This window comes from Limnohabitans sp. 2KL-17 (assembly GCF_003063415.1).
Taxonomy (GTDB): domain Bacteria; phylum Pseudomonadota; class Gammaproteobacteria; order Burkholderiales; family Burkholderiaceae_C; genus Limnohabitans_A.
The window spans coordinates 40,995-65,672 of the sequence record NZ_NESK01000016.1 but is presented as its reverse complement, the minus strand read 5'-3'; the positions used below and the strand labels follow the sequence as shown (position 1 = coordinate 65,672).

At 59.2% G+C, this 24,678-nt stretch carries 23 protein-coding genes; 9 read left to right on the top strand and 14 right to left on the bottom strand.

Features of this window, described 5'->3' with window-relative positions:
- Positions 1-9 precede the first annotated feature (9 nt).
- Together B9Z45_RS09605 and gloB are read right to left on the bottom strand one after the other, a co-directional pair.
- On the bottom strand, positions 10-1,596 hold the full coding sequence (locus B9Z45_RS09605) for a transglycosylase SLT domain-containing protein (RefSeq protein ID WP_108407028.1): 1,587 nt from the start codon (positions 1,594-1,596) through the stop codon (positions 10-12).
- The gene (gene gloB / locus B9Z45_RS09600; protein WP_108406997.1) at positions 1,596-2,366 is read right to left on the bottom strand and encodes a hydroxyacylglutathione hydrolase; all 771 of its coding nucleotides are present in this window, start codon (positions 2,364-2,366) and stop codon (positions 1,596-1,598) included. The genes B9Z45_RS09605 and gloB overlap by 1 nt, the downstream gene beginning before the upstream one ends.
- Here gloB and B9Z45_RS09595 point away from each other — a divergent pair.
- From B9Z45_RS09595 to B9Z45_RS09580, 4 genes are all read left to right on the top strand, one after another.
- Entirely contained in the window at positions 2,365-3,195 is an 831-nt protein-coding gene (locus B9Z45_RS09595; RefSeq protein ID WP_108406996.1) for a class I SAM-dependent methyltransferase, read from the top strand. The two genes, gloB and B9Z45_RS09595, sit on opposite strands and share 2 nt — an antisense overlap.
- The gene (gene rnhA / locus B9Z45_RS09590; protein ID WP_108407027.1) at positions 3,182-3,628 is read left to right on the top strand and encodes a ribonuclease HI; all 447 of its coding nucleotides are present in this window, start codon (positions 3,182-3,184) and stop codon (positions 3,626-3,628) included. Before B9Z45_RS09595 ends, rnhA begins: the two co-directional genes overlap by 14 nt.
- Positions 3,629-3,783: 155 nt before the next feature.
- Complete coding sequence (locus B9Z45_RS09585) at positions 3,784-5,115, top strand: efflux RND transporter periplasmic adaptor subunit (RefSeq protein ID WP_108406995.1); 1,332 nt, start codon at positions 3,784-3,786, stop codon at positions 5,113-5,115.
- Positions 5,102-8,182: an efflux RND transporter permease subunit gene (locus B9Z45_RS09580; protein WP_108406994.1), complete on the top strand. Its 3,081-nt coding sequence runs from the start codon at positions 5,102-5,104 to the stop codon at positions 8,180-8,182. Before B9Z45_RS09585 ends, B9Z45_RS09580 begins: the two co-directional genes overlap by 14 nt.
- An 89-nt stretch (positions 8,183-8,271) precedes the next feature.
- Here B9Z45_RS09580 and glp read toward each other — a convergent pair whose 3' ends face one another.
- The 5 genes from glp to B9Z45_RS09555 form a co-directional block, all read right to left on the bottom strand.
- Entirely contained in the window at positions 8,272-9,570 is a 1,299-nt protein-coding gene (glp, locus tag B9Z45_RS09575; RefSeq protein ID WP_108406993.1) for a gephyrin-like molybdotransferase Glp, read from the bottom strand.
- Positions 9,571-9,623: 53 nt separating this feature from the next.
- A complete protein-coding gene (mobA, locus tag B9Z45_RS09570) occupies positions 9,624-10,247 on the bottom strand; it encodes a molybdenum cofactor guanylyltransferase MobA (protein WP_108406992.1) in 624 nt (207 codons plus the stop codon).
- 5 nt (positions 10,248-10,252) lie between these two features.
- Positions 10,253-11,395, bottom strand: a complete 1,143-nt coding sequence (gene moaA, locus B9Z45_RS09565; RefSeq protein ID WP_108407026.1) for a GTP 3',8-cyclase MoaA — start codon at positions 11,393-11,395, stop codon at positions 10,253-10,255.
- Between the two features lie 87 nt (positions 11,396-11,482).
- Positions 11,483-12,916: an aldehyde dehydrogenase family protein gene (locus B9Z45_RS09560; RefSeq protein ID WP_108407025.1), complete on the bottom strand. Its 1,434-nt coding sequence runs from the start codon at positions 12,914-12,916 to the stop codon at positions 11,483-11,485.
- A gap of 130 nt (positions 12,917-13,046) precedes the next feature.
- Complete coding sequence (locus B9Z45_RS09555) at positions 13,047-15,116, bottom strand: sodium-translocating pyrophosphatase (RefSeq protein WP_108406991.1); 2,070 nt, start codon at positions 15,114-15,116, stop codon at positions 13,047-13,049.
- Positions 15,117-15,332: 216 nt separating this feature from the next.
- Here B9Z45_RS09555 and ppa point away from each other — a divergent pair, with 216 nt between their 5' ends.
- Entirely contained in the window at positions 15,333-15,869 is a 537-nt protein-coding gene (gene ppa / locus B9Z45_RS09550) for an inorganic diphosphatase (protein WP_108406990.1), read from the top strand.
- A gap of 129 nt (positions 15,870-15,998) precedes the next feature.
- Here the strand turns inward: ppa and B9Z45_RS09545 are convergent, their stop codons facing one another.
- Positions 15,999-17,198: a GNAT family N-acetyltransferase gene (locus tag B9Z45_RS09545; RefSeq protein ID WP_233252150.1), complete on the bottom strand. Its 1,200-nt coding sequence runs from the start codon at positions 17,196-17,198 to the stop codon at positions 15,999-16,001.
- 4 nt (positions 17,199-17,202) lie between these two features.
- Between B9Z45_RS09545 and B9Z45_RS09540 the strand changes: the two genes are divergently transcribed.
- Together B9Z45_RS09540 and B9Z45_RS09535 are read left to right on the top strand one after the other, a co-directional pair.
- Positions 17,203-18,876 (top strand): NAD+ synthase, encoded by a 1,674-nt coding sequence (locus B9Z45_RS09540; RefSeq protein WP_108406989.1) that lies wholly within the window; start codon positions 17,203-17,205, stop codon positions 18,874-18,876.
- Between the two features lie 35 nt (positions 18,877-18,911).
- The gene (locus B9Z45_RS09535; RefSeq protein WP_108406988.1) at positions 18,912-19,250 is read left to right on the top strand and encodes a P-II family nitrogen regulator; all 339 of its coding nucleotides are present in this window, start codon (positions 18,912-18,914) and stop codon (positions 19,248-19,250) included.
- 54 nt (positions 19,251-19,304) lie between these two features.
- Here B9Z45_RS09535 and B9Z45_RS09530 read toward each other — a convergent pair whose 3' ends face one another.
- The 6 genes from B9Z45_RS09530 to B9Z45_RS09505 all read right to left on the bottom strand — a co-directional run bounded on the left by B9Z45_RS09530 (position 19,305) and on the right by B9Z45_RS09505 (position 22,599).
- Complete coding sequence (locus tag B9Z45_RS09530) at positions 19,305-19,904, bottom strand: TIGR00730 family Rossman fold protein (protein ID WP_108407023.1); 600 nt, start codon at positions 19,902-19,904, stop codon at positions 19,305-19,307.
- Positions 19,905-19,909: 5 nt separating this feature from the next.
- The gene (locus B9Z45_RS09525) at positions 19,910-20,314 is read right to left on the bottom strand and encodes a diacylglycerol kinase (protein ID WP_108406987.1); all 405 of its coding nucleotides are present in this window, start codon (positions 20,312-20,314) and stop codon (positions 19,910-19,912) included.
- A gap of 22 nt (positions 20,315-20,336) precedes the next feature.
- A complete protein-coding gene (locus B9Z45_RS09520) occupies positions 20,337-20,807 on the bottom strand; it encodes an RDD family protein (RefSeq protein WP_233252149.1) in 471 nt (156 codons plus the stop codon).
- A gap of 62 nt (positions 20,808-20,869) precedes the next feature.
- Positions 20,870-21,556: a DUF3106 domain-containing protein gene (locus B9Z45_RS09515; RefSeq protein ID WP_233252148.1), complete on the bottom strand. Its 687-nt coding sequence runs from the start codon at positions 21,554-21,556 to the stop codon at positions 20,870-20,872.
- Positions 21,557-21,589: 33 nt separating this feature from the next.
- Positions 21,590-22,036 carry a DUF3619 family protein gene (locus B9Z45_RS09510; RefSeq protein ID WP_108406984.1) on the bottom strand — a complete coding sequence of 149 codons (447 nt, stop codon included), beginning with the start codon at positions 22,034-22,036 and terminating at the stop codon, positions 21,590-21,592.
- Positions 22,033-22,599 carry an RNA polymerase sigma factor gene (locus B9Z45_RS09505; protein ID WP_108406983.1) on the bottom strand — a complete coding sequence of 189 codons (567 nt, stop codon included), beginning with the start codon at positions 22,597-22,599 and terminating at the stop codon, positions 22,033-22,035. The genes B9Z45_RS09510 and B9Z45_RS09505 overlap by 4 nt, the downstream gene beginning before the upstream one ends.
- Here B9Z45_RS09505 and B9Z45_RS17385 point away from each other — a divergent pair.
- On the top strand, positions 22,593-22,889 hold the full coding sequence (locus B9Z45_RS17385; RefSeq protein WP_108406982.1) for a hypothetical protein: 297 nt from the start codon (positions 22,593-22,595) through the stop codon (positions 22,887-22,889). The two genes, B9Z45_RS09505 and B9Z45_RS17385, sit on opposite strands and share 7 nt — an antisense overlap.
- Positions 22,890-22,912: 23 nt before the next feature.
- Complete coding sequence (locus tag B9Z45_RS09495) at positions 22,913-24,676, top strand: acetolactate synthase 3 catalytic subunit (protein WP_108406981.1); 1,764 nt, start codon at positions 22,913-22,915, stop codon at positions 24,674-24,676.
- Positions 24,677-24,678 lie beyond the last annotated feature (2 nt).

Below are 24,678 nucleotides of genomic sequence, written 5' to 3'. Positions count from 1 at the left end.
CTGCGCTTTTCAGCGGTTGGCGGCAGGTTTCTTTGCTTTCTTGGCAGGTTGAGCAGGCGATTTCTGGCTGGCTGACTTGTTGGGTGTCGACCGGCTTACCCGGCGAGACGCTTGTGAAGGCACCAAAATGGTCAGGCTTTGACCGGCGGTCACCCGTGCATTGGTTTTCAGCTGGTTCCAGGCGGCCATGTTGGCTTCGGAAACGCCATGCCGTGCCGCAAGGCTGGCCAAAGAGTCGCCCTTGCGCGCTTTGACGGCAATTCTTTTGAGCACCACCTCAGGGGCGAGTCCGAGCTGGCCGTTGTCTGCCAGGTGTTCAGTGACGTCGCTATCCAGTCGGCCTTTGCGGTGCACCAGCAAAGTGGAGCCGGCCGTGATCATCATTCGGGGGGGTATGCCATTGACTGAACGCAGTTCGTTAACGGGCATGTCCAGCTGCTGCGCCACATCTTCGGGCTTCATGGTCCGAGGGGCCTGCCATGCCGTCCATGTGGCCAAGGGCCGGTTGGCGTGGGCTTGCAGGTTTCGCTCAAAAACAGTGGCATTGTCCCAAGGCAGCAAGATTTGGGGTGTACCTGCCGCCAAAATTACAGGGCGGTTCATCGACGGGTTGAGGGCCTTGAAGTCTTCCAGTTTGACTGCGGCCAATTTGACCGCCACGGCCACGTCGATGTCTCTCTCAATCGGAACGCTCTTGAAGTAGGGGTGATTCTGGATGAGGGGCAATTGGGTATTGAAGGCCTCTGGCTGGGCCACGATGTTTTTGACCGCTTGCAACTTGGGCACGTAGTAGCGTGTCTCATTGGGCATGTTCAGATCGCTGTAGGTCAATGGTTTGCCCTGGGTTTTATTGCGAGCCAGCGCACGGCCAACACTGCCTTCCCCCCAGTTGTAAGCCGCCAGGGCCAGATGCCAATCGCCAAACATGCCGTAGAGTTTTTGCAGATAGTCCAGCGCCGCGCGCGTGGATTCCAGGACATCCCGCCGGTCGTCGCGAAACAGGTTTTGCTTCAGATCGAAATACTTGCCGGTGGCCGGCATGAACTGCCACATGCCTGCCGCTTTGGCGCTGGACACCGCCTGGGGGTTGAAGGCCGATTCGATGAAGGGCAGCAAGGCCAACTCGGTCGGCATGTTGCGCCGTTCCAGTTCCTCGACCACATGAAACAGGTAAGGGCGTGAGCGCTCGGTCATGCGCAGCATGTAGTCGGGTCGGCTGGAATACCATTGTTCGCGGTTGCGCACCAGGTCGTTGTCCAGATCGGGCATGGCAAAGCCACGGCGAATGCGTTCCCACACATCGGTGGGAGGTATCAGCCCCAGGTTGCTGCGGGGCTTGAGCAAAACAAAGCTTTGTTCGGCCTGCGCAGGGAGGATGGCGGCCGCTGGCGCTGGCGATGGCTTGCTGTCCGGTTCGGCGGCGGGAACGGCCGCTGCAGGGGCTGACGGGGGGGGCATGCCCGGTGTCGAAGAGGGCGCTGTGGCGCACGCGCCCAACAACAGGGTCAGGCCCAAACAAACTGCAGCAGTCAAACGCTTGGTGGCGACTCGACCGGAATCGGTTTGATCGTTGGCAGGCTGGACAAATGCGTTCATCAAAATTCGTTCTTCCATTGGCGAAGCGCAGCAAAGGTCGTGACGTCGTCCAGCGCACGGGCATCGCGCTGCCTGACGGCGTTGCTGACTGCGGCGCTGCGGCTTCGTAAAAAAGGGTTGATTGCTCGCTCGGTCGCCAAGGGCACGGGCAGGGTGGGTTGATTGTGCTGGCGAAGATCGGCACAGATCTTGGCGTAGCTGCGAAGGGACTGGTTGTCCGGATCGACTGCTAGGGCGAATTTCAAATTTGACAGGGTGTATTCGTGGGCGCAGCAAACACGGGTGTCATCTGGCAGGGCGGCCAAACGGTCCAGCGAGCTGAGCATTTGTGCTGGCGTACCTTCAAAGAGCCGACCGCAACCCGCTGAAAAGAGGGTGTCGCCGCAAAAAAGAACAGGGGCTTGGTTAACAGCTTGTGCCCAAAAAGCGATGTGGCCCAGGGTGTGACCGGGCACCTCGTGCACCTCAAAGCGCAAGCCATGCCAGTCCAGCCGGTCGCCTTGCACCAGGCCTTGTGCCTCGACGGGCATTTTTTCCATCGCCGGGCCCACCACCCGAGCACCGGTGCGGTCCACCAGGTCGGTCAGGCCGCCTGTGTGGTCTGCGTGGTGGTGCGTGACTAGAATCATGTCCAGTTGCACACTAGGGTGTTGCTGCAACCAGGTCAATACAGGCGCACTGTCACCGGGGTCCACCACCAGTGCGTGGTGGTCATCGTGCAACAACCAGATGTAGTTGTCAGAGAAGGCGGGCAATGCAATGAGTTTCATGGAGAGTCAGATTATAGAAAGCAAGCGTTCAGGAGATACCTGGCTGGCAGATTTGGGCCAGCCGGTGGCGTCACGCTTGCTGGCTTGGGAGCAGCAGCAGGCCGATGCGCTGCTGGCCGACGTGTTTGGCTACCATGCTGTACAACTGGGCTGGCCCGATCTGCAGGCCTTGCGCAGCAACCGAATGCCTCACCGCTGGCTGGCGCAGGCTGAATTTGAAACCTGTTTCACAACGCCCGACCTGACTGCGGGGGGGCTGCCCGATTTGTGTCTGGACAGCCAGGCTTGGCCTTGGCCTGCAGACAGCCTGGATCTGGTGGTTTTGCCCCACGCGTTGGAGCGATCAGCCGATCCCCATGCCTGTTTGCGAGAGGTCGAGCGCGTGCTGATTCCGGAGGGCCAGGTCTTGATTACCGGGCTGAACCCCTGGAGTTGGTGGGGGTGGCAACAAGCCCGGGGTCAGCAGAGCAAGGTTCGGATGGACAACACCTCTGCGGCCTTGATTGGCTATCGCCGTTTGCGGGACTGGTTGCGCTTGCTGGGTTTTGAGGTCCAAGTCAGTCGGTTCGCGGGCTGGACCCCCGCCTTGGGCAGTGAGCGCTGGATGCAGCGCCTTGGCTGGATGGACACACTGGGGGGGCGCTGGTGGCCCATCCTGGGGGGTGTTTACCTTCTGATGGCCACCAAAAGAGTGCCTGCTGGACGCCTGATCGATGGCCGGCGCTGGCGCACGGTACGATCAACCGCTCCCGCGACAGTTCCTGCTGCCCGCTCCGAAACCTTCATGGGCCAACAGCCTGATGCAAAAGACATTGTTGAACCACGTTGAAATTCACACCGATGGCGCTTGCAAAGGCAATCCCGGGCCAGGCGGCTGGGGCGTTCGCCTGCAATCGGGCCAGCATGTGCAGGAACTGTTTGGTGGAGAGCTCAACACCACCAACAACCGGATGGAGATGACGGCCGTCATCGAGGGCTTGATGGCCCTGAAGCGCCCCTGTCAGGTCACCCTCTATCTGGACAGCGAGTACGTGCGCAAAGGGATCACCGAGTGGATTCATGGCTGGAAAGTCCGGGGATGGCGCACTGCCGCCAAGCAACCCGTCAAAAATGCCGATTTGTGGCAAAAACTCGACGCCGTGGTGTCCACTTCGGGACATCAGATCGATTGGCGCTGGGTCAAGGGGCACAACGGCGATCCGGGCAATGAGCGGGCCGATGCGCTGGCCAATCAAGGCGTGGACAAAGCCCTGGGACGCTGATGCCCACCTGCGCCAGCAAGCAAATTGGACTGGCCAGCGCCACCAAATACACCCAAAAGGGCAGAAACGCACCCTGGCTTGACCCATTGGGCAAATCGGACAGCGCTGTTACATTCTGTCAGTCTTGGTGAATTCAACCTGCGAGAGATCTTTGAATGGCTTACAAGAAAAAATATGCCGTGATGGCATTGGTGGGTATTTGCGTCGCATCCGGTGTGGCGTGGTGGCTTCAAAACAAAACCAGCGCATCGGGTGATGCCACCAAACCCGCTGTTTCGGCGCCCACTGGGGCTGGGGCAGGCAAAGCCCCCGCCGTCGAGGTGGCCAAAGTTGAAACCATGACGCTGGTGGATGAAACCCAGGCCGTGGGCAGCCTGCGGTCTCTTCAGGGTGTGATGCTTCGGCCTGAAGTGGGCGGACGGGTCAAGCAAATTTTCTTCAATGATGGCCAGCGGGTGCGCAAGGGTCAGGTGATGGTCCAGTTTGAAGACCAGCTGCAGGTGGCCCAGTTGTCTCAGGCCAAGGCCGAGCTGTCGATTTCAGAGGCCAATCACAAGCGCAACCAGGAATTGGTGACGCAAAACTTCATCAGCAAACGTTCGCTGGACGAAAGTGGCGCAGCCCTTGAGGTCTCGCGTGCCAAACTGGCCTTGGCCGATGCCACTTTGCAGCGCCTGAAAGTGCTGGCGCCTTTCGATGGCATCACAGGCCTCAGACAGGTCAATGTGGGCGACTACCTCAAAGACGGTGCGGACATGGTCAACGTGGAAGACATGGACGCTGTATTGCTGGATTTCCGTTTGCCTGAGCGCTTCCAGGCCAAGATTCGCGCCGGACAAAAAGCACAACTGACAGTCGACGCTTTGCCGGGCCGCCCGTTCACCGCCATCGTGCAAGCGGTAGACCCGCTGATCGAGGCCAGTGGCCGATCGGTGGGGGTGCGTGGCTGCATCGACAACCGCCAACAACAACTGCGCCCGGGTATGTTTGCACGTGTCAATGCCGTGTTCGGGGCGCGTGAAAACGCCTTGGTGATCCCTGAAGAGGCCATCATCCCGCAGGGTGGGCGTGCCTTTGTGGTCAAGGTGGTTGCGGGTGACAAACCCGACACCCTGGTTTCCGAGCGTGTGGCCGTGAAAGTCGGCTTGCGCCAGCCCGGCAAGGTGGAAATTATTGAAGGTCTTGCCGCAGGGGACACCGTGGACACCGCCGGCCATCAGCGTTTGCAAAAAGACGGGACGGCCGTGCGCGTGGTGGACCTGTCTCAGCCCGGTGGTGGCGGAAAGCCTGCTGCAGGTCCAGGCGTTGCGGGTGCACCAGCACCAGGGGCCGCTGCCGCAGGCGGGGCAGCGCCCACGCCTGCCGCAGGGCCTCAGGGTGCCCAAGAAGCCGCTGGAAAGTCCAAACCAGGACAAGGCGCTCCCGCGGGCAAAGTGGCCATGTCGGGGCCCAACCCTTGCCTGAGGGGTGCAGATGCAACTCGCTGAAGTTTCCATTCGCCGGCCAGTCCTGGCCGTCGTCATGTCCTTGCTGATTTTGCTCATTGGCGCGGTCAGCTTCAAAAGCCTGTCACTTCGCGAATACCCCAAGATCGATGAGCCGACCGTCACGGTGACCACCCGCTACGTAGGCGCATCAGCTGAGGTGATCGAATCACAGGTCACCAAACCCCTGGAAGACTCAATTGCGGGCATTGACGCAGTGGATGTGATCACCTCGATCAGCCGTGCCGAGCAGTCGCAGATCACGGTGCGGTTTCGCCTTGAAAAAGACGCCGATACAGCGGCTGCAGAAGTGCGTGACCGCACCTCTCGCGTGCGCAACCGTCTGCCTCAGGCCATTGAAGAGCCGGTCATCGCCAAGGTCGAAGCCGATGCCTTTCCAGTGATCTGGCTGGCTTTTTCCAGCGATACCTTGAATCCCTTGCAGATCAACGACCTGGTCAATCGGGTGGTCAAGCCCCGGCTCCAAACCGTGACCGGTGTGGCCGATGTGCGAATTTTTGGTGAGCGCAAATACGCCATGTTGGTCTCCCTGGACCACGCACGCTTGTCGTCCTTCAAACTCACACCGCAAGACGTTGAAGACGCCATCAGGCGCAGCAACCTGGAATTGCCTGCTGGCCGCATCGAATCCCGCACCCGCGAGTTCAGCGTTTCATCGCAGACCGACCTGACCCGTCCGTCGCAATTTGGTGAGATCGTGATCCGAACAGTGAATGGTTTTCCCGTCAAGCTGCGCGATGTGGCCCAAATCAAGGAAGATGCTGCCAATGACCGCAGCATGGTGCGCCTGAATGGGCAGCCCGCGATTTCTGCGGGCGTGATCCGTCAGGCCACGGCCAACCCGCTGGAGTTGTCCAAGGGTGTACGGGAGATGATTCCTCGCCTGAAAGCCGATTTGCCGGGTGACATGGAGATCAATGTGGCCAATGACAACTCGGTGTTCATTGACCGCTCCATCAAGAACGTGTTTCAAACCATCATCGAGGCCGTGGCGCTGGTGGCCTTGGTGATTTTTGTCTTTTTGCGCACCATTCGAGCCTCGATCATTCCGATCATCACCATCCCCGTCAGCCTGATTGGCGCTTTTGCCATGATGGCTTTGGCGGGCTTCACCATCAACACCCTGACCTTGCTGGCGCTGGTGCTGGCCATTGGTCTGGTGGTCGACGATGCGATCGTGGTGCTGGAGAACATCTACCGCCACATCGAAGAAGGCCTCGACCCGTTTTCTGCCGCCATCAAAGGGGTGCGTGAAATCAGTTTCGCGGTGGTCGCCATGACCATGACACTGGCGGCCGTGTTCGCGCCCCTGGCCTTCACCCCCGGGCGCACGGGCAAGCTGTTTGGCGAGTTCGCTCTGGCGCTGGCCGGGGCTGTGGTGGTTTCAGGTTTTGTCGCGCTGACCTTGTCGCCCATGCTCAGTTCAAAGCTCTTGCGCCACAACCCCAACCCCGGTTGGTTTGACCGCAGCATGGAGCGCTGGCTCACAGCGCTGGCCAGTGGCTATGAAAACTTGTTGCGCCTGATTTTGACCCGTGCCCGCTGGGCAGTGGTGCTGGTCATGCTCGGTTCGGGTGTGGGCATTGCGCTGATTTACCCCACCATGAAGCAAGAACTCGCTCCGCTGGAGGATCGGGGCACAATTTTGGCCACGGTCAATGCGCCCGATGGCTCCACATTGGAATACACCGACCGCTATGCCCGGTCGCTGGAAAAATTTGGCCAAGCCTACCCGGAATTCGACCGTATTTTTGCCAACATGGGCAACCCCACAGTGGGGCAGGGCACGGTGGTCTACCGGGCCGTGGACTGGGATGAGCGCAAGCGCACCACGCTCGAAATTGCCCGCGAACTGGGCGCCAAGTTCAACAGCTTGCCGGGCGTGAATGCTTTTCCGATCACCCCGCCATCTCTGGGTCAAGGTTTCCGTGAGCGCCCCTTGAACTTCGTTATCCAGACCTCGGACAGTTACCAGAATTTGAACCTGCTGACCCGGCAGATGATGGATGAAATCGCCAAGAACCCGGGCATCTTGTCGCCCGATGTGGACTTGCGTTTGAACAAGCCCGAACTGCGTGTGGAGGTGGACCGCGTCAAGGCCGCCGAGTTGGGGGTGAGCGTCGAGGTGGTGGCTAAAACCATCGAAACCATGCTGGGCGGTCGCGTGGTGACGCGCTACAAGCGCGATGCCGAGCAGTACGACGTGATTGTGCAAACCCTGGCTTCAGCCCGCAACACGCCTGACGACATCGACGTGATCCAGGTACGCGGCCGCAACGACACCATGATTCCGCTGTCGAGCCTGGTCAAAGTCCGTGAAAGTGTGTCTCCCCGGGAGTTGAACCACTTCGGTCAGCGTCGCTCGGTGTCCATCACTGCCAACTTGGCCCCCGACTATTCTTTGGGTGAAGCCCTCAAATTCATGGACGAAACCGCTGCAAAGATCCTCAAGCCCGGTTACACAACCGAGCTGAATGGCACCTCGCGGGAATTCAAGAACTCTCAAGGCGCTTTGGTGATCGTCTTTGTACTGGCGCTGTTCTTCATCTTTTTGGTGTTGGCCGCTCAGTTTGAAAGTTTCATTGACCCCTTGGTGATCATGTTGTCGGTGCCCTTGTCCATGATCGGGGCCTTGCTGGCGCTCAAGTTCACAGGCGGATCGCTCAATGTGTATTCGCAAATCGGCTTGATCACCCTGGTAGGCCTGATCACCAAGCACGGCATTCTGATCGTCGAGTTCACCAACCAGTTGCGCGAGCAGGGACTGGCCACGCAAGACGCATTGATCAAGGCTTCGGGCCAGCGTTTGCGCCCGATCCTGATGACCACGGGTGCCATGGTGCTGGGGGCGGTGCCGCTGGCGCTGGCCACCGGGGCGGGGGCTGAGAGCCGCACGCAAATCGGCTGGGTGATTGTGGGCGGGATGAGTCTGGGCACTTTGCTGGCCATCTTTGTAGTGCCCACCATGTACTCGCTGTTGGCCCGCAAGGCGGTGCCCGGCCCGAACAAGGCTATTGCGCTGGAAGATCCTTCAGCTGTGAGTCACTGATTGACCCATTGAGTGCCACATCGTTGGGCCTCACCACGAAAAAAGCGGCTGATGCCGCTTTTTTCGTGGAAGTTGGAGAGGCTTGTGTTTCACAGATGCCCGTCAAACATCATCACGTCCACCGCGTCCCCCACGGCCACGTTGCCCTGGGCGTGGCCCAACACGATCAGGCCGTTGGCCTGCACCATCGAGCTGAGCACGCCGGAACCCTGGTTGCCAGTGATGCTGACTTGCAGTTCACCCAATGCGTTGGTGCTGACGATGCCCCGCTGGTATTCGGTGCGGCCGGGTTTTTTGCGCAGGGCTTCAGTGCTTTTGGCTTTGAGCATCGGCAGGGCAGGCGCTCGCCAGCCCATGAGCTGCTGCAGGGCCGGGCGCACAAAAGCGGCAAAGGTCACCATCACGGCCACAGGGTTGCCTGGCAAACCAAACAGCACCGCTGAGCGATCACCTTGGCGAATGCGTCCCACGGCCATGGGCCGGCCGGGTCGCATGGCGATGCGCCAAAAGGCCACGTCACCCAGCTTTTTCATCATGGCTTTGGTGTAATCGGCCTCGCCCACGCTCACGCCACCGCTGGTGATGATGGCGTCGGCCTGCGCGGCGGCCTCTTTGAAGGCTTGTTCCAGGGCTGCTGGTTCGTCGCGCACAACGCCCATGTCGATCAGCTCGCAACCCAGGGCTTGCACCATGCCGGCCACGGTGTAGCGGTTGCTGTCGTACACGGCGCCCTCACGAGGGGCTTCTCCCAGACTCAAAATTTCGTCACCGGTCGAAAAATAGGCCACTTTCGGACGGCGCCAGACCGGCACGGTGGGCAGCCCCAGGCTGGCCAGCAGGCCGCAGGCTGCAGGGCTCAGGCGGGTGCCGCCCTGCAAGGCGGGCTGGCCGGCCATCAGGTCTTCGCCCAACAGACGTCGGTTGTCACCGGTCTTCAGCAAGCCAGGGGGTATCTGCAAGGTTTCGCCATTCACCTGGACAAGCTCTTGGGGGGCTACGGTGTCCAGCCCGGCAGGCATGATGGCTCCGGTCATGATGCGCACACATTCGCCGCTTTGTACATGGCCCTGCCAAGCTGCACCCGCAAAAGCTGTCCCCACTGATTTCAGCGTGGTGGGTTCATTGGCCAGCAGGTCAGAGCCGCGCAGTGCATAGCCGTCCATGGCCGAGTTGTCGTGCGCTGGCACGCTGATGGGCGAGACCACGTCTTGCGCCAGGATGCGGCCATGAGCCTGCATCAGGGGCACGATTTCGTGCTCGCGCACCGGCTGAACCAGTTGGGCCAGAAAGTCGTTCACAAGTTGGGCCGACAAAGCCTGCGGGTCGTAGCCTTGCAGGCGCTCGGCGATCTCGTCAAGGGAAAGCTTTGGAGACATGGGCGTGGTCATGGTCTGAGCTGCCAGAGATTGGCAAGGGGAGGTCAAGAGAGGGGCAGCGGGAATCAGAGCGCTTCGAGTTGCTGAAGTTCGGTCAGCGTATTGGCGTTGGCGAAAGCATGGGCGCTGTCGCCGGGCTGGTCAAAGGGCACGATGACGCAGCGGTGCTGGCTGGTCCAGGCATCGATCTTTCGGCCTCCGGTTTGTGTGAACTTCACCAGGCTTTCGAGCAAGTCGATTTTGAGCAGACAAAACACGGGTTGCGGGCGCACCGCACCATCGGCTTCGGGTGCTGCGGCCATGGCCATGTCGGCGTCTTGCGCGCTCATGGCTTCGTACAGACGCTGCACCAGGTCGAGTGGAAACAGGGGGGTGTCGCATGGCACCGTCATCAGCAAGGGCGTTTCGCAGCGTTCAAGGCCCGTGAGAAAGCCGGCCAGCGGTCCGGCAAAGCCATCGATGCTGTCGGGCCAGACGGGCGCGCCTAGCGCTTCGTAGGCGGACAGGTTGCGGTTGGCGTTGATCAGCACTTCTTGCAGCGGCAGGCTTTGCAATTGCAGGCGCATCAGGGTTTGCAGCGCCAGAGGCAGGCCGCGAAAATTTTGCAGGCCTTTGTCGACGCCACCCATGCGGGAACCACGCCCACCCGCCAAAATCAAACCGGTGATCCCTACTGCGTTGATGTTCATGGCGTTCAGCCTCCGATGTAGCTCATTTCCACCCGGCGGCCAGGGCCACTGGGGGTGTCCGGGCCGCGCAGGCTGCGCAGCACCGAGTATTGGTCGGTTCGTCCCCGCCAGATGGCGTCCACGGTGGCGGCCAGCGTGGTGTCGGTTTGGCTGGGGTCGCGCAACAGCTGTCGCAAGTCGTAGCCCTGGCTGGCAAACAGGCAAAGGTACAGGCGCCCTTCGGTAGACAGACGGGCCCGGTTGCAGTCGCCGCAAAAGGCTTGGGTCACGCTGCTGATCACGCCGACTTCGCCCAAAGCCGGGTCATGCATCCCCTGGGCATTGGCGTAGCCCCACCGCTCGGCCGTTTCACCCGGGGCGGAAGGGGTGAGTTGCACCAGCGGCAACTCGTTTTGCAACAGGCGGATCACCTCGGCGCTGGGCATGACCTCGTCCATGCACCAGCCGTTGGTGGCACCCACGTCCATGTATTCGATGAAGCGCAGCACGATGCCGGTGCCCCGGAAATGCCGGGCCATGGGCAATATTTCATGTTCGTTGGTGCCGCGCTTGACCACCATGTTGACCTTGATCGGTCCCAGGCCCACTGCTCGGGCCGCTTCGATGCCGGCCAGCACATCCGCGACGGGAAAGTCCACATCGTTCATTTGCCGGAATACAGCATCGTCCAGCCCGTCCAGGCTTACCGTGATGCGTTGCAGGCCAGCATCTTTCAGGCTCTGGGCCTTGCGGGCCAGTAGCGAGCCATTGGTGGTCAGCGTCAAATCGAGCGGCTGGCCGTCCGGCGTGCGCAGGGCGGCCAGTTGTTCGATGAGGATCTCAATGTTTTTGCGCAGCAGCGGCTCGCCCCCGGTCAGGCGTATCTTGCGCACCCCGCGGCCCACGAAGACACGGGCAGTGCGGGTGATTTCCTCAAAGCTCAGCAAGTGGCTGTGGGGCAGGTAGGCGTAGTCCTTGTCAAAGACCTCCTTGGGCATGCAGTAGCTGCATCGGAAGTTGCACCGGTCGGTCACGCTGATGCGCAAATCGGTGAGCGGGCGGTGCAGGCCATCCAACGGCAATGCGCTCAGGTCTTGCCCCTGGGCCGTCGAAGGCAAGGGAAGGCTTGGATGGCGCTGGTCAACCAGCGGAATGACGCGTTCAGACATGGGGATCGATTGTGCCCGAGCCATCACGCCTCTGGCGCAGCAGGGTCAAGTTTGAAGGCTGCAAGCCAGGTGGCCGATTTGACAGTTTCAACCGTGGGCAATGGCCACGGTTTTGAGGGTGGTGAAGCCCAGCAGGGCTTCAAAGCCTTTTTCACGTCCGTAGCCGGAAGATTTGACGCCGCCAAATGGCAACTCCACGCCGCCGCCTGCGCCGTAGTTGTTGATGAACACCTGGCCGCTGCGCACCCGTTTGGCCATGCGGAATTGGCGTCCGCCATCGCGTGTCCAGATCCCTGCCACCAAGCCAAACTCGGTGGCGTTGGCCAACTCGACCGCATGGTCTTCGTCTTTGAAGGCCATGGCCGACAGGACCGGACCAAACACTTCTTCTTGTGCCAGGCGGTGCATCACGGGCACATCGCGCAGCAAGGTGGGGGCCTGGTAAAAGCCACCCGCAGGCACGCCCTTGGCAATCTGGCCCTGCGCGACAGTGGCGATGCCATCGGCTTTGGCTTGGTCCAGAAAACCGCTGACGCGCTCGAGCTGGCTGGCGCGAATCAGCGGACCCAGATCCAGGTTCATGCTGGCCGAGCCGGCTTGCAGGCGGCTGAACGCCTCGCCCAGACGCTTCAAAAGCGGCTCGTAAATGGCCTGCTGGATCAGCACGCGCGAACCTGCGCTGCAGGTCTGGCCCGAGTTCTGCACGATGGCGTTGACCACCACTGGAATGGCGGCGTCCAGATCGGCGTCTTCAAAAATGATCTGCGGGCTTTTGCCCCCCAACTCCAGTGTGACGGGGCAATGTCGCTCGGCCGCCACTTGCTGGATCAGGGTGCCCACACGTGGGCTACCCGTGAAGCTGATGTGGTCAATGCCGGGGTGCCGCGCCAGCGCATCGCCCACTTCGTGGCCATAACCGGTGACGATGTTGATGGCCCCGGGCGGAAAGCCCACTTCGGCGGCCAGTTGTGCCACCCGGATCAGTGAAAGGCAAGCGTCCTCGGCCGGTTTGACCACGCAGGCATTGCCTGCAGCCAAGGCACCCCCCACGCTGCGCCCGAAAATCTGCATCGGGTAGTTCCAGGGAATTACATGGCCCGTCACGCCGTGCGGCTCACGCCAGGTCAGCACGCTGTAGCCGTTTTGGTAGGGCAGGGTTTCGCCGTGCAGTTTGTCGCATGAGCCGGCATAAAACTCGAAATACCGCGCCAGCGCGACCGAGTCTGCAGCCGCCTGCTTGGTGGGTTTGCCGCAGTCGCGTTGTTCCAGTGCTGCCAGTTCAGCTGCGTGCTCCCCCACTTTTTGCGACAACTTCATCAAGAGACGCCCACGTTCCATGGCGCTGAGCTTGCCCCAAGGGCCATTGAAGGCGGCGCGGGCGGCTTGAACGGCCTGGTCGATGTCGGCAGCTTGGCTGCGAGGAATCTGATCAAACACCTGACCATCTGAAGGGTCAAGCACATCAATGGTTTGCCCAGCCAGGGCGGGAACGGAGAGGTTGGCGATGAAATTCTGTTGCATGGCGCCATTGTGAACCTGTGGCACATTTTGAAAATCACCCATGGGACATGGGTTGGTGTCATGCATCCCAAATTGGCCAAGCACCACGAAAAAGGCCCGCAGTTGCGGGCCTTAGAAGGGTTGGTTCGGTTTATCCCCCGTGAAACTTCATCACCAGCGGAACGATCAAAAGCGCCACGATGTTGATGATCTTGATCAGCGGGTTGATGGCCGGGCCTGCAGTGTCCTTGTAGGGGTCTCCCACGGTGTCACCGGTCACAGCCGCTTTGTGCGCCTCGGAGCCTTTGCCACCGTGGTGGCCGTCTTCGATGTACTTTTTGGCGTTGTCCCAAGCACCGCCACCGGTACACATCGAGATGGCCACAAACAAGCCGGTGATGATGGTGCCCATCAGCAAACCGCCCAGCGCCTTGGGGCCGAGAATCAAGCCGACCAATACAGGGACGACGACCGGCAGCAAGCTCGGGATGATCATTTCCTTGATGGCGGCGCTGGTCAGCATGTCCACAGCCTTGCCGTATTCGGGCTTGGCGGTGCCTTCCATGATGCCGGGGATCTCCTTGAACTGGCGACGCACCTCGACCACCACGCTGCCTGCAGCGCGGCCCACGGCTTCCATGGCCATGGCGCCGAACAGGTAAGGAATCAGGCCGCCAATGAACAGGCCGATGATCACCAGCGGGTCGGACAGGTCAAAGCTGATGGCTTTGCCATACGACTCCAGCTTGTGGGTGTAGTCGGCAAACAGCACCAGAGAGGCCAGGCCGGCCGAACCGATGGCATAGCCCTTGGTCACGGCCTTGGTGGTGTTGCCCACCGCGTCCAGTGGGTCGGTGATGGCGCGCACACTGCTGGGCAGTTCGGCCATTTCGGCAATGCCGCCGGCGTTGTCGGTGATGGGGCCATAGGCGTCCAAGGCCACCACAATGCCTGCCATGGACAGCATGGACGTGGCCGCCACAGCGATCCCGTACAAACCTGCCAGTGCATACGCTGTCCAGATGGCCAGGCACACGAACATCACGGGCCAGGCGGTGGAGCGCATGGACACGCCCAGGCCGGCAATGATGTTGGTGCCATGACCGGTGGTGGAGGCTTGGGCGATGTGCTGCACCGGGGCGTACTGCGTGCCGGTGTAGAACTCGGTGATCCAGACCAGGGCAGCGGTGAGCACCAGACCGACGGCGCAGGCACCAAACAGCTTCATTTGTGCGCCCGTTCCGCCCAGGGCGTTGTCGGGCATGAGCCAAGTGGTGACAAAGTAAAACGCGACCAGTGAGAGCGCGCCCGCGATGGCCAGGCCTTTGTAAAGTGCGGGCATGACGTTGGTCATGCCGGGCGAGGCTTTGACAAAGAAACAGCCAATGATGGAGGCAATGATGGACACCGCGCCCAGAGCCAGCGGGTACAGCACGGCTTGGCCCGGAGCCGCCGAGATCAGCAGGGCGCCCAGCACCATGGTGGCGATCAGGGTCACGGCATAGGTCTCGAACAAGTCGGCCGCCATGCCGGCGCAGTCGCCCACGTTGTCGCCCACGTTGTCGGCGATCACGGCAGGGTTGCGCGGGTCGTCTTCAGGGATGCCTGCCTCTACCTTGCCCACCAGGTCGGCACCCACGTCGGCACCTTTGGTGAAAATGCCGCCGCCCAGACGCGCAAAGATCGATATCAGTGACGAGCCAAAAGCAAAACCAATCAAGGGGTTGAGCAAGGTAGCGAGATTTTTGTCGGGTGTCAGATTGCCATTGCCCACCAAAAACCAGTAAAAACCGGAGACTCCCAAAAGGCCCAGTCCGACCACCAGCATGCCGGTGATGGCGCCACCCCTAAAGGCCACATCCAGCGCCGGGCCAATGCCCTTTGTTGCAGCTTGCGCGGTGCGCACGTTGGCCCGCACAGACACGTTCATGCCGATGAAACCGCAAGCGCCCGATAGGACGGCGCCAATCACAAAACCGACGGCAGTGATGCCATCCAGAAAAAGCCCCATGAGAATGGTCAGTACCACGCCGACGATGGCGATGGTTTTGTACTGGCGGGCCAAATAAGCGGCGGCACCTGCCTGGATGGCGGCTGAGATTTCCTGCATCCGGGCATTGCCGGCATCTTGGGAAAGGATCCACCCTCGGGCCCAAATGCCGTAAGCCACGGCAATCAGACCACAGACGAGCGCCAGAATAAGCGCAGAATTTCCTGTCATCGTTGAACTCCTCGATGGTTGTCGCTGAACAGAGGTGCAACGCGCTGGAGGCACCTCCACGGCGTTGCTTCCTCGACCGCCGAAACCGGAGAACGATTGGCCAACCGTTCATTAAAGGGGCAGAGCCGGGCCATGCGCAAGGCCTGTGAAAGTAAAATCGGGGTTAATCCCTAGCAATTTGCGATTTTCTTAACTTTTTACAAAGAGACCCGAAAGATGTCCCTCGACAACGTCACCCCAGGCAAGAAAGTGCCCGAATCCTTCAACGTGATCATTGAGATCCCGATGAATGCCGACCCGATCAAGTACGAAGTGGACAAGGAAACCGGTGCCATTTTTGTCGACCGATTCATGGGCACCGCCATGCATTACCCCACCAACTACGGGTATGTGCCCAAAACCATCGCCGGCGATGGCGACCCTGTGGATGTGCTGGTGATCACGCCGTTCCCATTGATTCCAGGGGTCGTTGTACCCTGCCGCGCCATTGGCATCTTGCTGATGGAAGACGAGGGCGGGCAAGACGGCAAAGTGCTGGCTGTGCCGATCGACAAGATCCTGCCGATCTACACCCACTGGCAAAAACCTGAAGACATGAACAAGTTGCGCCTGTCGCAGATCGCCCACTTTTTTGAGCACTACAAAGACCTTGAGCCCGGCAAATGGGTCAAGATTGTGGGTTGGGAGGGCAAGGACGCTGCGCACAAGGAAATTCTGGACGGCATCGCCAAATACAACGAAGCCAAGGCCTGACTTCCCGGGCAGGTCGCACAGACCAGCCCGACGCAAATGCCAAGACATTTGCAAAGCAACAGCGCCCACTGACAGGGTTTTTGAGGCAACGACACGCCTGCCTGGTTTGCGCCAGACAGGCGTTTTTGTTCAGGGCGCTGATGTGTGAGGGGTTTTCAAGGGGGAGTGCTGGTGCAGCGCTTCAAGGTAGTTGTCAACACCTGCCTTTTCACGCTCAAGAAACCGGGCCACGGCTTCTGAAAAAGCCGGGTGTGCCAGCCAATGGGCACTGTGCGTGGGTGTGGGCAGCAAAGCCCGGGCCATTTTGTGCTCGCCCTGCGCGCCACCTTCAAAACGTTTCAGGCCATGTTGAATGCACCATTCAATCGGCTGGTAGTAGCAGGCTTCAAAGTGCAGGCAATCCACCCGTTCAAGCGCCCCCCAGTAACGGCCATAAGCCACTTCGGGCTGGCCTTGGGCGTCAAGGTGCAAGCCGATCAGGCTGATGGCGATGGGCTGGCCCTCGCGTTCGGCCACAAAGAGCAACCAGTTGCCCGGCATGCCCATGCGCATGGCGTTAAAAAACGCCGGCGTCAGGTAGGGCGCGTTGCCGTGTTCCCAATAGGTTTGCTGGTAGCAGCGCAACAGCAGGGCCCAGTCTTCGTCGGTCATGTCGGTGCCTCGAACGGCGCGAAACGTGACGCCTGCTTCGTGCACCTTGCGGCGCTCTTGGCGGATTTTTTTGCGTTTTTCCTGGGTCAGGCTGCCCAAAAAATCATCGAAGTCGCGCCATCCCTGGTTTTGCCAGTGGAACTGCACCTGGCTGCGCTGCTGTAGGCCCGCCTGTTCGCAGGCTTGCAGGTCTTGCGGACTGGCAAACAGAATGTGCAGAGAGGGAATTTCTTCCGTCTGGCAAAGCGCCAGCAAATTTTCCAGCAGGGCTTGCCGTGCCGCGTGAGATTCGGCCAGCAAGCGGCTGCCGGGCACTGGGGTGAAGGGCGAGGCCACCAGGGCCTTGGGGTAATAGGCCAGACCATGGCGCTCATAGGCATCGGCCCAGGCGTGGTCAAACACGTATTCGCCGCGTGAATTGGTCTTGATGTACAAGGGGCAGGCTGCCGCCAGAGTCGGGCCCTCGGGGGTGCCCCGCCACAAGCTGACCACCTGCAAGGTCCATCCGGTCTCGGGCGCAGCCGATCCGCTGGTCTGCATGGCCGACAAATAGGCATGCTGCATGAAGGGGGATGGCGCATCCTGCCTCGCGAGCAGATCGTCCCAGGCTTTGGGCTCGATGGCACTCAGGTCATCCAGCACCCGGGTGACATAATCAACGCTCACATTTTCTTGCACCTGTATGACTCTCCAAATTTGTGTGGCCCAGCTCAATTTCGTCGTCGGCGACATGCCGGGCAATGCCCGCAAAATCATCGATGCCGCCGCTCAGGCCTATGCCGAGGGTGCGCGCCTGGTGATCACGCCAGAGTTGTCCATTTGCGGCTATGCGGCCGAAGACTTGTTGCTGCGCCCTGCCTTCATTGACGCCTGTGATGATGCCTTGAAAACAGTGGCCCGAGAACTGGCTGGGTTAAAAGGCTTGCACGTGGTGGTGGGGCACCCCGAAGGTGGTGGCCTGCGCACCCGCAGTGTGGCGGTGACCCGTCGCCACAACCGTGCTTCGGTGTTGTGCGAAGGGCAGGTGGTGGCCCATTACGACAAACGTGAGCTGCCCAATTACCAGGTGTTTGACGAGCGCCGCTACTTCACACCCGGCGAAGGCGTGGGTGTCTTCGAGGTCGAAGGTGTCCAGGTTGGCTTGCTGATTTGTGAAGATGCCTGGTTTGAAGAGCCTGCCCGTCTTGTGCGCGACGCTGGGGCGCAGTTGCTGGCGGTGCTGAATGCCTCGCCTTTCCATGCGGGCAAAGGCGCTGAGCGTGAACAGCGCATGCGCGAGCGCGTGGCCGACTGCGGGTTGCCGCTGATTTACGCGCACTTGGTGGGTGGGCAAGACGAGGTGATTTTTGAAGGCCGGTCTTTTGCCTTGAGCTCCCAAGGGCAAGTGGTGGCCAGGGCAGAAGGTTTTCGCGAAGCACGCCTCAGTGTGCAGGCTCAGAGCGGCCCGAGTGGCGTGGATTTGACCGCTGCGGGCGATGCCTTGGTGCCTTTGGCCACTGCCGATGCCGAGTTGTGGGACGCTTTGGTACTGGGGGTGCGCGATTATTTGGGTAAAAACGGCTTCAAGCAGGCCATTTTGGGTTTGTCGGGCGGCATTGACTCTGCCTTGGTGCTGGCCATCGCGGTGGACGCGATCGGCGCCGACAAAATCCACGCGGTGATGATGCCATCGCCCTATACGGCCGACATCAGTTGGATCGATTCGCGGGACATGGTCAAACGTTTGAATGTCCGCTACGACGAAATCGCCATCGCCCCGCTGTTCGATGGCTTCAGGCAAGCCTTGTCAAGCCAGTTTGCCGGCCTGAAAGAGGACGCGACCGAAGAGAACATCCAGGCCCGCATTCGCGGCACGCTGCTGATGGCGCTGTCCAACAAGACCGGCGCCATTGTTTTGACAACGGGCAATAAGAGCGAAATGGCCACCGGCTATTGCACGCTGTATGGTGACATGGCGGGCGGTTTCGCGGTCATCAAAGATGTGGTCAAAACCCGGGTTTTTGATTTGACACGCTGGCGCAATCTGAATGACCCTTATGGCACGGGCAAGCAGCCGATTCCCGAACGCATCATCACCCGACCTCCCAGTGCCGAGTTGCGACCCGACCAGAAAGACCAGGACAGCTTGCCTGAATACGAGGTGCTGGACGCGATCATTGCCCGCTACATGGAAAACGACGAAGGCGTCGAAGCCTTGATCGCTGACGGCTTTGAGCGGGCCGATGTGGAGAAGGTGACCCGTCAGATCAAGCTCAACGAGTACAAACGCCGGCAATCCCCAGTGGGCATTCGCGTGACCCACCGCAGTTTTGGCAAGGATTGGCGTTATCCTATGACCAACAAATTTCGCGCCTGAATTTGGCGCGCCATCATCTTTTGAGGATTTAAGCCATGAAACAGATCACCGCCGTCATCAAGCCTTTCAAACTGGAAGAAGTTCGTGAAGGTCTGGCTGAATGCGGCGTGACGGGTCTCACGGTGACCGAAGTCAAGGGCTTTGGCCGTCAAAAGGGCCACACCGAGCTGTACCGAGGTGCCGAGTACGTGGTCGATTTTTTGCCGAAAGTAAAGGTGGAGGTCGTGGTCAAGAACGAGGATGTGGACAGTTGTGTGGACGCCATCGTCAAGGCAGCCCGCACAGGCAAGATCGGTGACGGCAAGATTTTTGTGACTTCGGTCGAGCGCGTGGTGCGCATCCGGACTGGCGAACAGGACGAAACCGCCATTTAAGTACTGTCCATTGGTTTGGCCTTGACTGGCCAAACCGCACCCTGTGGGTGCCAGTCAGAGCAAATCCACCTTGGCGGCCGGTGCAAAGCCCGCTGTTTCCACCAAGCGCTGCAATAGAGGTTCCGGTTCGTCACCTACAACGACCAGTTCGGTTTGCCAATCGGCCATGAACCCTGCTTGAACCACTTGGCCAATGAAAGCCATCAGGCCATCGTAGTAGCCTTGGCTGTTGAGGATGCCGACAGGCTTGTCGTGATAACCCAGTTGGCGCCAGGTCCAGACTTCGAACAACTCTTCAAAGGTGCCGATGCCCCCGGGTAAGGCCAAAAACGCATCGGCTTTTTCGGCCATCATTTGCTTGCGTTCATGCATGGTGTCCACCACATGCAGTTCAGTGCAGCCATGGTTTGCCCATTCTTTTTCAACCAGGGCTTTGGGGATGATGCCCACCACCGTGCCTCCGGCTGCCATGGTGGCTTCGGCCACCAGACCCATCAGGCCATTGCGACCACCGCCATAAACCAGCTGGCCACCGTGTGAGCCGATCCAGGTGCCAACCTGCAGGGCAAGTTGGGCAAATTCTGGCTTGTTGCCGGGTTTGGAGCCGCAGTAGACGCAGATCGAAAACGCTGGGGCAGATTTTTCTGAGCGCATGTCCATCAGGCGAATCGATGCCAGACGGCGCTTAGCCAAATTCCGGCGCACAGCAGCAAACTGAGCAGCACAGCAGCACTGCCCATGTCCTTGGCACGCTTGGACAAGTCGTGCCACTCGGGGCCGATGCGGTCGATGGCCGATTCCACAGAGGTGTTGAGCAGTTCGACGACCATGACCATCAAGACCGAACCGGCCAGCAAGGCGGTTTCAACCCAGTTCTGACCCAGCCAAAATGACAATGGCACCAGAAAAGTTGCCAGGATGGCCTCTTGGCGAAAGGCAGTTTCGTGCCAGCCCGCGCGCAGGCCTTCGATGGAGTACCCGCCCGCATGCAGGATGCGGTCCAGGCCTTTGCGCGATTTTTGCGGGTTGACTTCCGGGGGTTCTTGTTGGGGCTGGTTTTGCATGTTGGCGCGATCGGGTGGGGGGTCAGCGCATTGAAATCAGCCGTGTTCCGGCCAAAACATCATGCAAAAACTGCTTTTGCGGATGGAGGCGACTGAGCAGGGCCCAAACGGCCACCCAGCCCAGGGTCAGCATGGAGAGCTCAATGGCTGACGGGTGCAGCGCCGCAGAGGCCGCGAAAGGAGGGATAAACCACAGCCAGCTGGCCACGTAGCGCTTGAATGCGATCTTGCGACTGATGGGGCGCCCCTCTTTGTCCACGATGCCGATGCGCCAGGTTTTCATGGCCAGTGTTTGTCCGCGGTGCCACATCCAGGTGAAATACAAGCCCAGCACAAAAAAACTGATGGCTTGCAGGCCAGACTTCAGTTGTGGATGGATATTCATGTCGCCGGGCGCCAAGCCTGTCAGCCAATAAGCGGCTATGAAATAGGCCAGTCCGGATGAAACCATCACCCCGAACAGGAGCATCCCTTCGTAAAGCCAGCAAGCCATGCGGCGATTCAATGAGGGGGCGCAGAGATCCGGGGAGGCTGAAATGCCCTTGCCTGTTGTCGTCATGAAGGAGCGGTTTCTGTGGCTTGACGTGCTGTGTCCGGGGATCCCGGTTGCGTCGGGGTTGGCGGCGTGAGTGTTGGGGTAGCCAAGGCAGGCGGGCGAGGCAAAAGGGTTTTGCGATCAATGGATGTGGGCAAGTTCTGCTGACCAGAGGCAGGCCGAGATGGCGTCTGGACTTGACGATGAGCATCCAGAGGCTTTGCCGTGGGGGCTGCACTGTTGGTAAGGGGGGCGGATCCAGCGGTAAGCAAACGTCTTTCCTCTGTGGAAAGGGCTTGATAAGCCTCCCATTTGGCTTTTTTATCTTCTTTTGGCAGATTTTGCAGCTTATTGAAGTTCAATCGCGCCAGATTTCGCTGCTGCGGACTCAGGCTCACCCAGTTAGCCATTCGGGCGTGCATCGTGACTTGGTCGGACACAGGTAGTTGGGTGAAATTTGTGGAAATTGCCAACCATTTGTTTTGCTGCTGCGACGTCAGGGCGCCCCATTGGGCACCGAGTGGGGCCAAGGCTTGTTTTTGTTTGGGGGTCAGTTGCTGCCATGCTTTCGACGGCGGTACCGATTGACCATCAGAGGTGCTGACGACGGTCTGTGCATGCTTGGAGGCTTCGGGCGGGAGTGTTTGGGCACCAATGGAGGCTAATAAGACCGTCAGTAGCCATCCGCAGGCCATTTTCAGGGCCACGGTTGAACAGGATTGACAGCGGATTGCCATTTTTTAATTGTCCTTGGTGTTGGCGCTGAGACCCAGCTTCAAAAACTGCGAAAAACCTGCGTCGGTGTAGGCATCCGGCGGCAATTCGTCGGTGAGCAAGGCCGAATCGGTTGCAGCGATTTCAGAGATGATGCTGTCTTGTTGGACCCACTGGATTGCCATCAAACCGAAAACCAGAGCCAATATGGGCAGCGACGATGCCAGGATATTCAATAAATTCAGGCCGTCATCAGCGGGGCCGGTCAGTGTGCTGTTGCTGTTTAACTGGGCTATTTGGGACAGTCGTGACAACACCATGGGCTTGCGTTGGGCCAATGCCAGTTGGCGCGCGACCCGCAGTCGTTCGGAAATGTCGTGGGATAAGTCCGAGGTGGCCAGTGTCAATTGATGCGAAAAATACTGACCTTGGCGATCGATATCTTGAGAAATGGTTGGATTGGTGTTCTTCATGGTCTGATTCCTTGTGTTCCCAAGTTTTTGCTCAAGGCTTGAATGGCCCGAGAACAATGGGTTTTGACGCTGCCTTCTGAGCAGCCCATCACTGCAGCTGTCTCTGCAACATCCAGCTCTTCCCAGTAACGCAGCAGGAAGGCTTCTCGTTGACGCGCAGGCAAAGCCATAACAGCTGTTTCGATTTGCTCAAGGGTCTGAAGGCGGCCCACCCATTCCTCTGCACTTTCTGAGCTCGACTTGTCCGCAGCGTTGCCAGCCACTTCCAGCAGGTCAAACTCGCCATCGTCATTGCCAGAACCGAAATCGCTCAGGTTGGTAAATAGAGCGTTTTTGGTTTTTTGTCGTCTAAACCAGTCCAGCATGGTGTTGGAAAGGATGCGCTGAAACAGCAATGGAAGTTCAGCTACAGGTTTGTCTGCGTAGTTGGTACACAGCTTGATCATGCTGTCTTGCAGAATATCCAGGGCCGCATCCTCATTTCTGACATGGTAGTAGGCGCGTTTAAACGCCTTTTTTTCCATGTTTTTCAGAAATTCCGAGAGTTCAGAGTCAGATGCCAACTTTTTTCAGCGATCGCGTCAACGATGCTTTTGATGATGTTGAAAAAGGGGGGCGCACTTTCCAGCCAGTCGTATTGAGTCTGTGGGGATTGGATTATGGCACCAGCAAAATGCCCGGACTTGATTTTTGGAAGTGCCTTTCAAAATGCGATAATGAAAGATTGCAATTGAAAAAAAGCAAACGGATCACCGTCCGGCACTTTTACAGTTTGGTGCCCATGTCTGTGGTCTTAAGTCCCAAAGCCACTTCAAAAGAGTCGAGCCCAGGGGCACCCAAGGTTTTTCGTTAGAGAAATTCACAAAGGTTGAATGTATGGAAATGAACAAAGCCGAAAAGGCAACGGGTTCCGCTGGGGCTCAGGAATTGCGTGGCGCAGAAATTCTCGTCAAGGCTCTTCAGGCCGAAAACGTACAGTACGTTTGGGGTTACCCCGGCGGTGCGGTGCTTCACATTTATGACGCTTTTTACAAGCAAGACACCATTCAGCACGTGCTGGTGCGGCACGAGCAAGCAGCGGTACACGCTGCCGATGGCTTTGCCCGGGCAACGGGGGAAGTGGGTGTGGCACTGGTCACTTCGGGGCCAGGCCTGACCAACGCGGTCACCGGCATTGCCACCGCTTACATGGACAGCATCCCCATGGTGATCATCAGTGGGCAAGTTCCTACTGCCGCCATCGGCTTGGATGCATTTCAGGAATGCGACACGGTGGGCATCACACGTCCTATCGTCAAGCACAATTTTCTGGTCAAAGACGCCAAAGACATGGCTGACATCATGAAAAAGGCCTTTCACATTGCTCGCAGCGGCCGCCCCGGCCCTGTGGTCGTGGATGTGCCCAAAGATGTGTCATTCAACAAGGCGCTTTTTTCGGGCTATCCCGATTCGATTTCAATGCGTTCTTACAACCCCGTGCGTAAAGGCCATGGCGGCCAGATCCGCAAGGCTTTGCAACTGTTGATGTCGGCCAAACGCCCTTACATCTACACGGGCGGCGGCGTCCTGCTAAGCAACGCCAGTCCTGAATTGCGCGCTTTGGTGGACATGCTCAATGTGCCCGTCACGAACACCTTGATGGGCTTGGGTGCTTTCCCCGCCACCGACCGCCGTTTTCTCGGCATGTTGGGTATGCACGGCACGCTAGAGGCCAACAATGCCATGCAAAACTGCGATGTGTTGCTTGCAGTCGGCGCCCGTTTCGATGATCGGGTGATAGGCAACCCCAAGCACTTTGCTTCGGTAGACCGCAAAATCATTCACATCGACATCGATCCGTCGAGCATTTCCAAGCGCGTCAAGGTGGATGTGCCGATCGTCGGCGACGTGAAAGACGTTTTGACCGAACTGATGGGCATGATCCGTGAATCTGGCCTCAAGCCTGATCCGCAGGCCTTGGGGCAATGGTGGGAGACCATCGAAGGCTGGCGCAGCCGCGATTGCATGAAGTATGACAACAGCAATTCTGAGGTCATCAAACCGCAAAAGGTCATTGAGACCTTGTGGGACATGACCAAGGATGTGGATGCTTACATCACTTCCGATGTCGGCCAGCACCAGATGTGGGCGGCCCAGTACTACAAGTTCAACGAACCACGCCGCTGGATCAACTCTGGCGGGCTGGGCACCATGGGCGTGGGCATCCCCTACGCCATGGGCATCAAACTGGCCAAGCCGGACAGTGAAGTTTTTTGCGTGACGGGCGAGGGTTCGGTACAGATGTGCATTCAGGAACTGTCAACCTGCCTGCAGTACAACACGCCCATCAAGATCGTGGCTTTGAACAACCGCTATCTGGGCATGGTTCGCCAATGGCAGGAGATCGAGTATTCGGGGCGTTACAGCCACAGCTATATGGATGCGCTGCCTGATTTTGTGAAACTGGCTGAAGCTTATGGGCACGTGGGCATGCTCATTGAGCGGCCAGAAGATGTTGAACCTGCGTTGCGCGAAGCGCGCAGGCTCAAGGACCGTACGGTGTTCATGGATTTCCGCACGGACCCCACCGAAAACGTGTTCCCCATGGTGCAGGCTGGCAAGGGCATTACCGAAATGCTCATGGGTGTGGAGGATTTGTAATC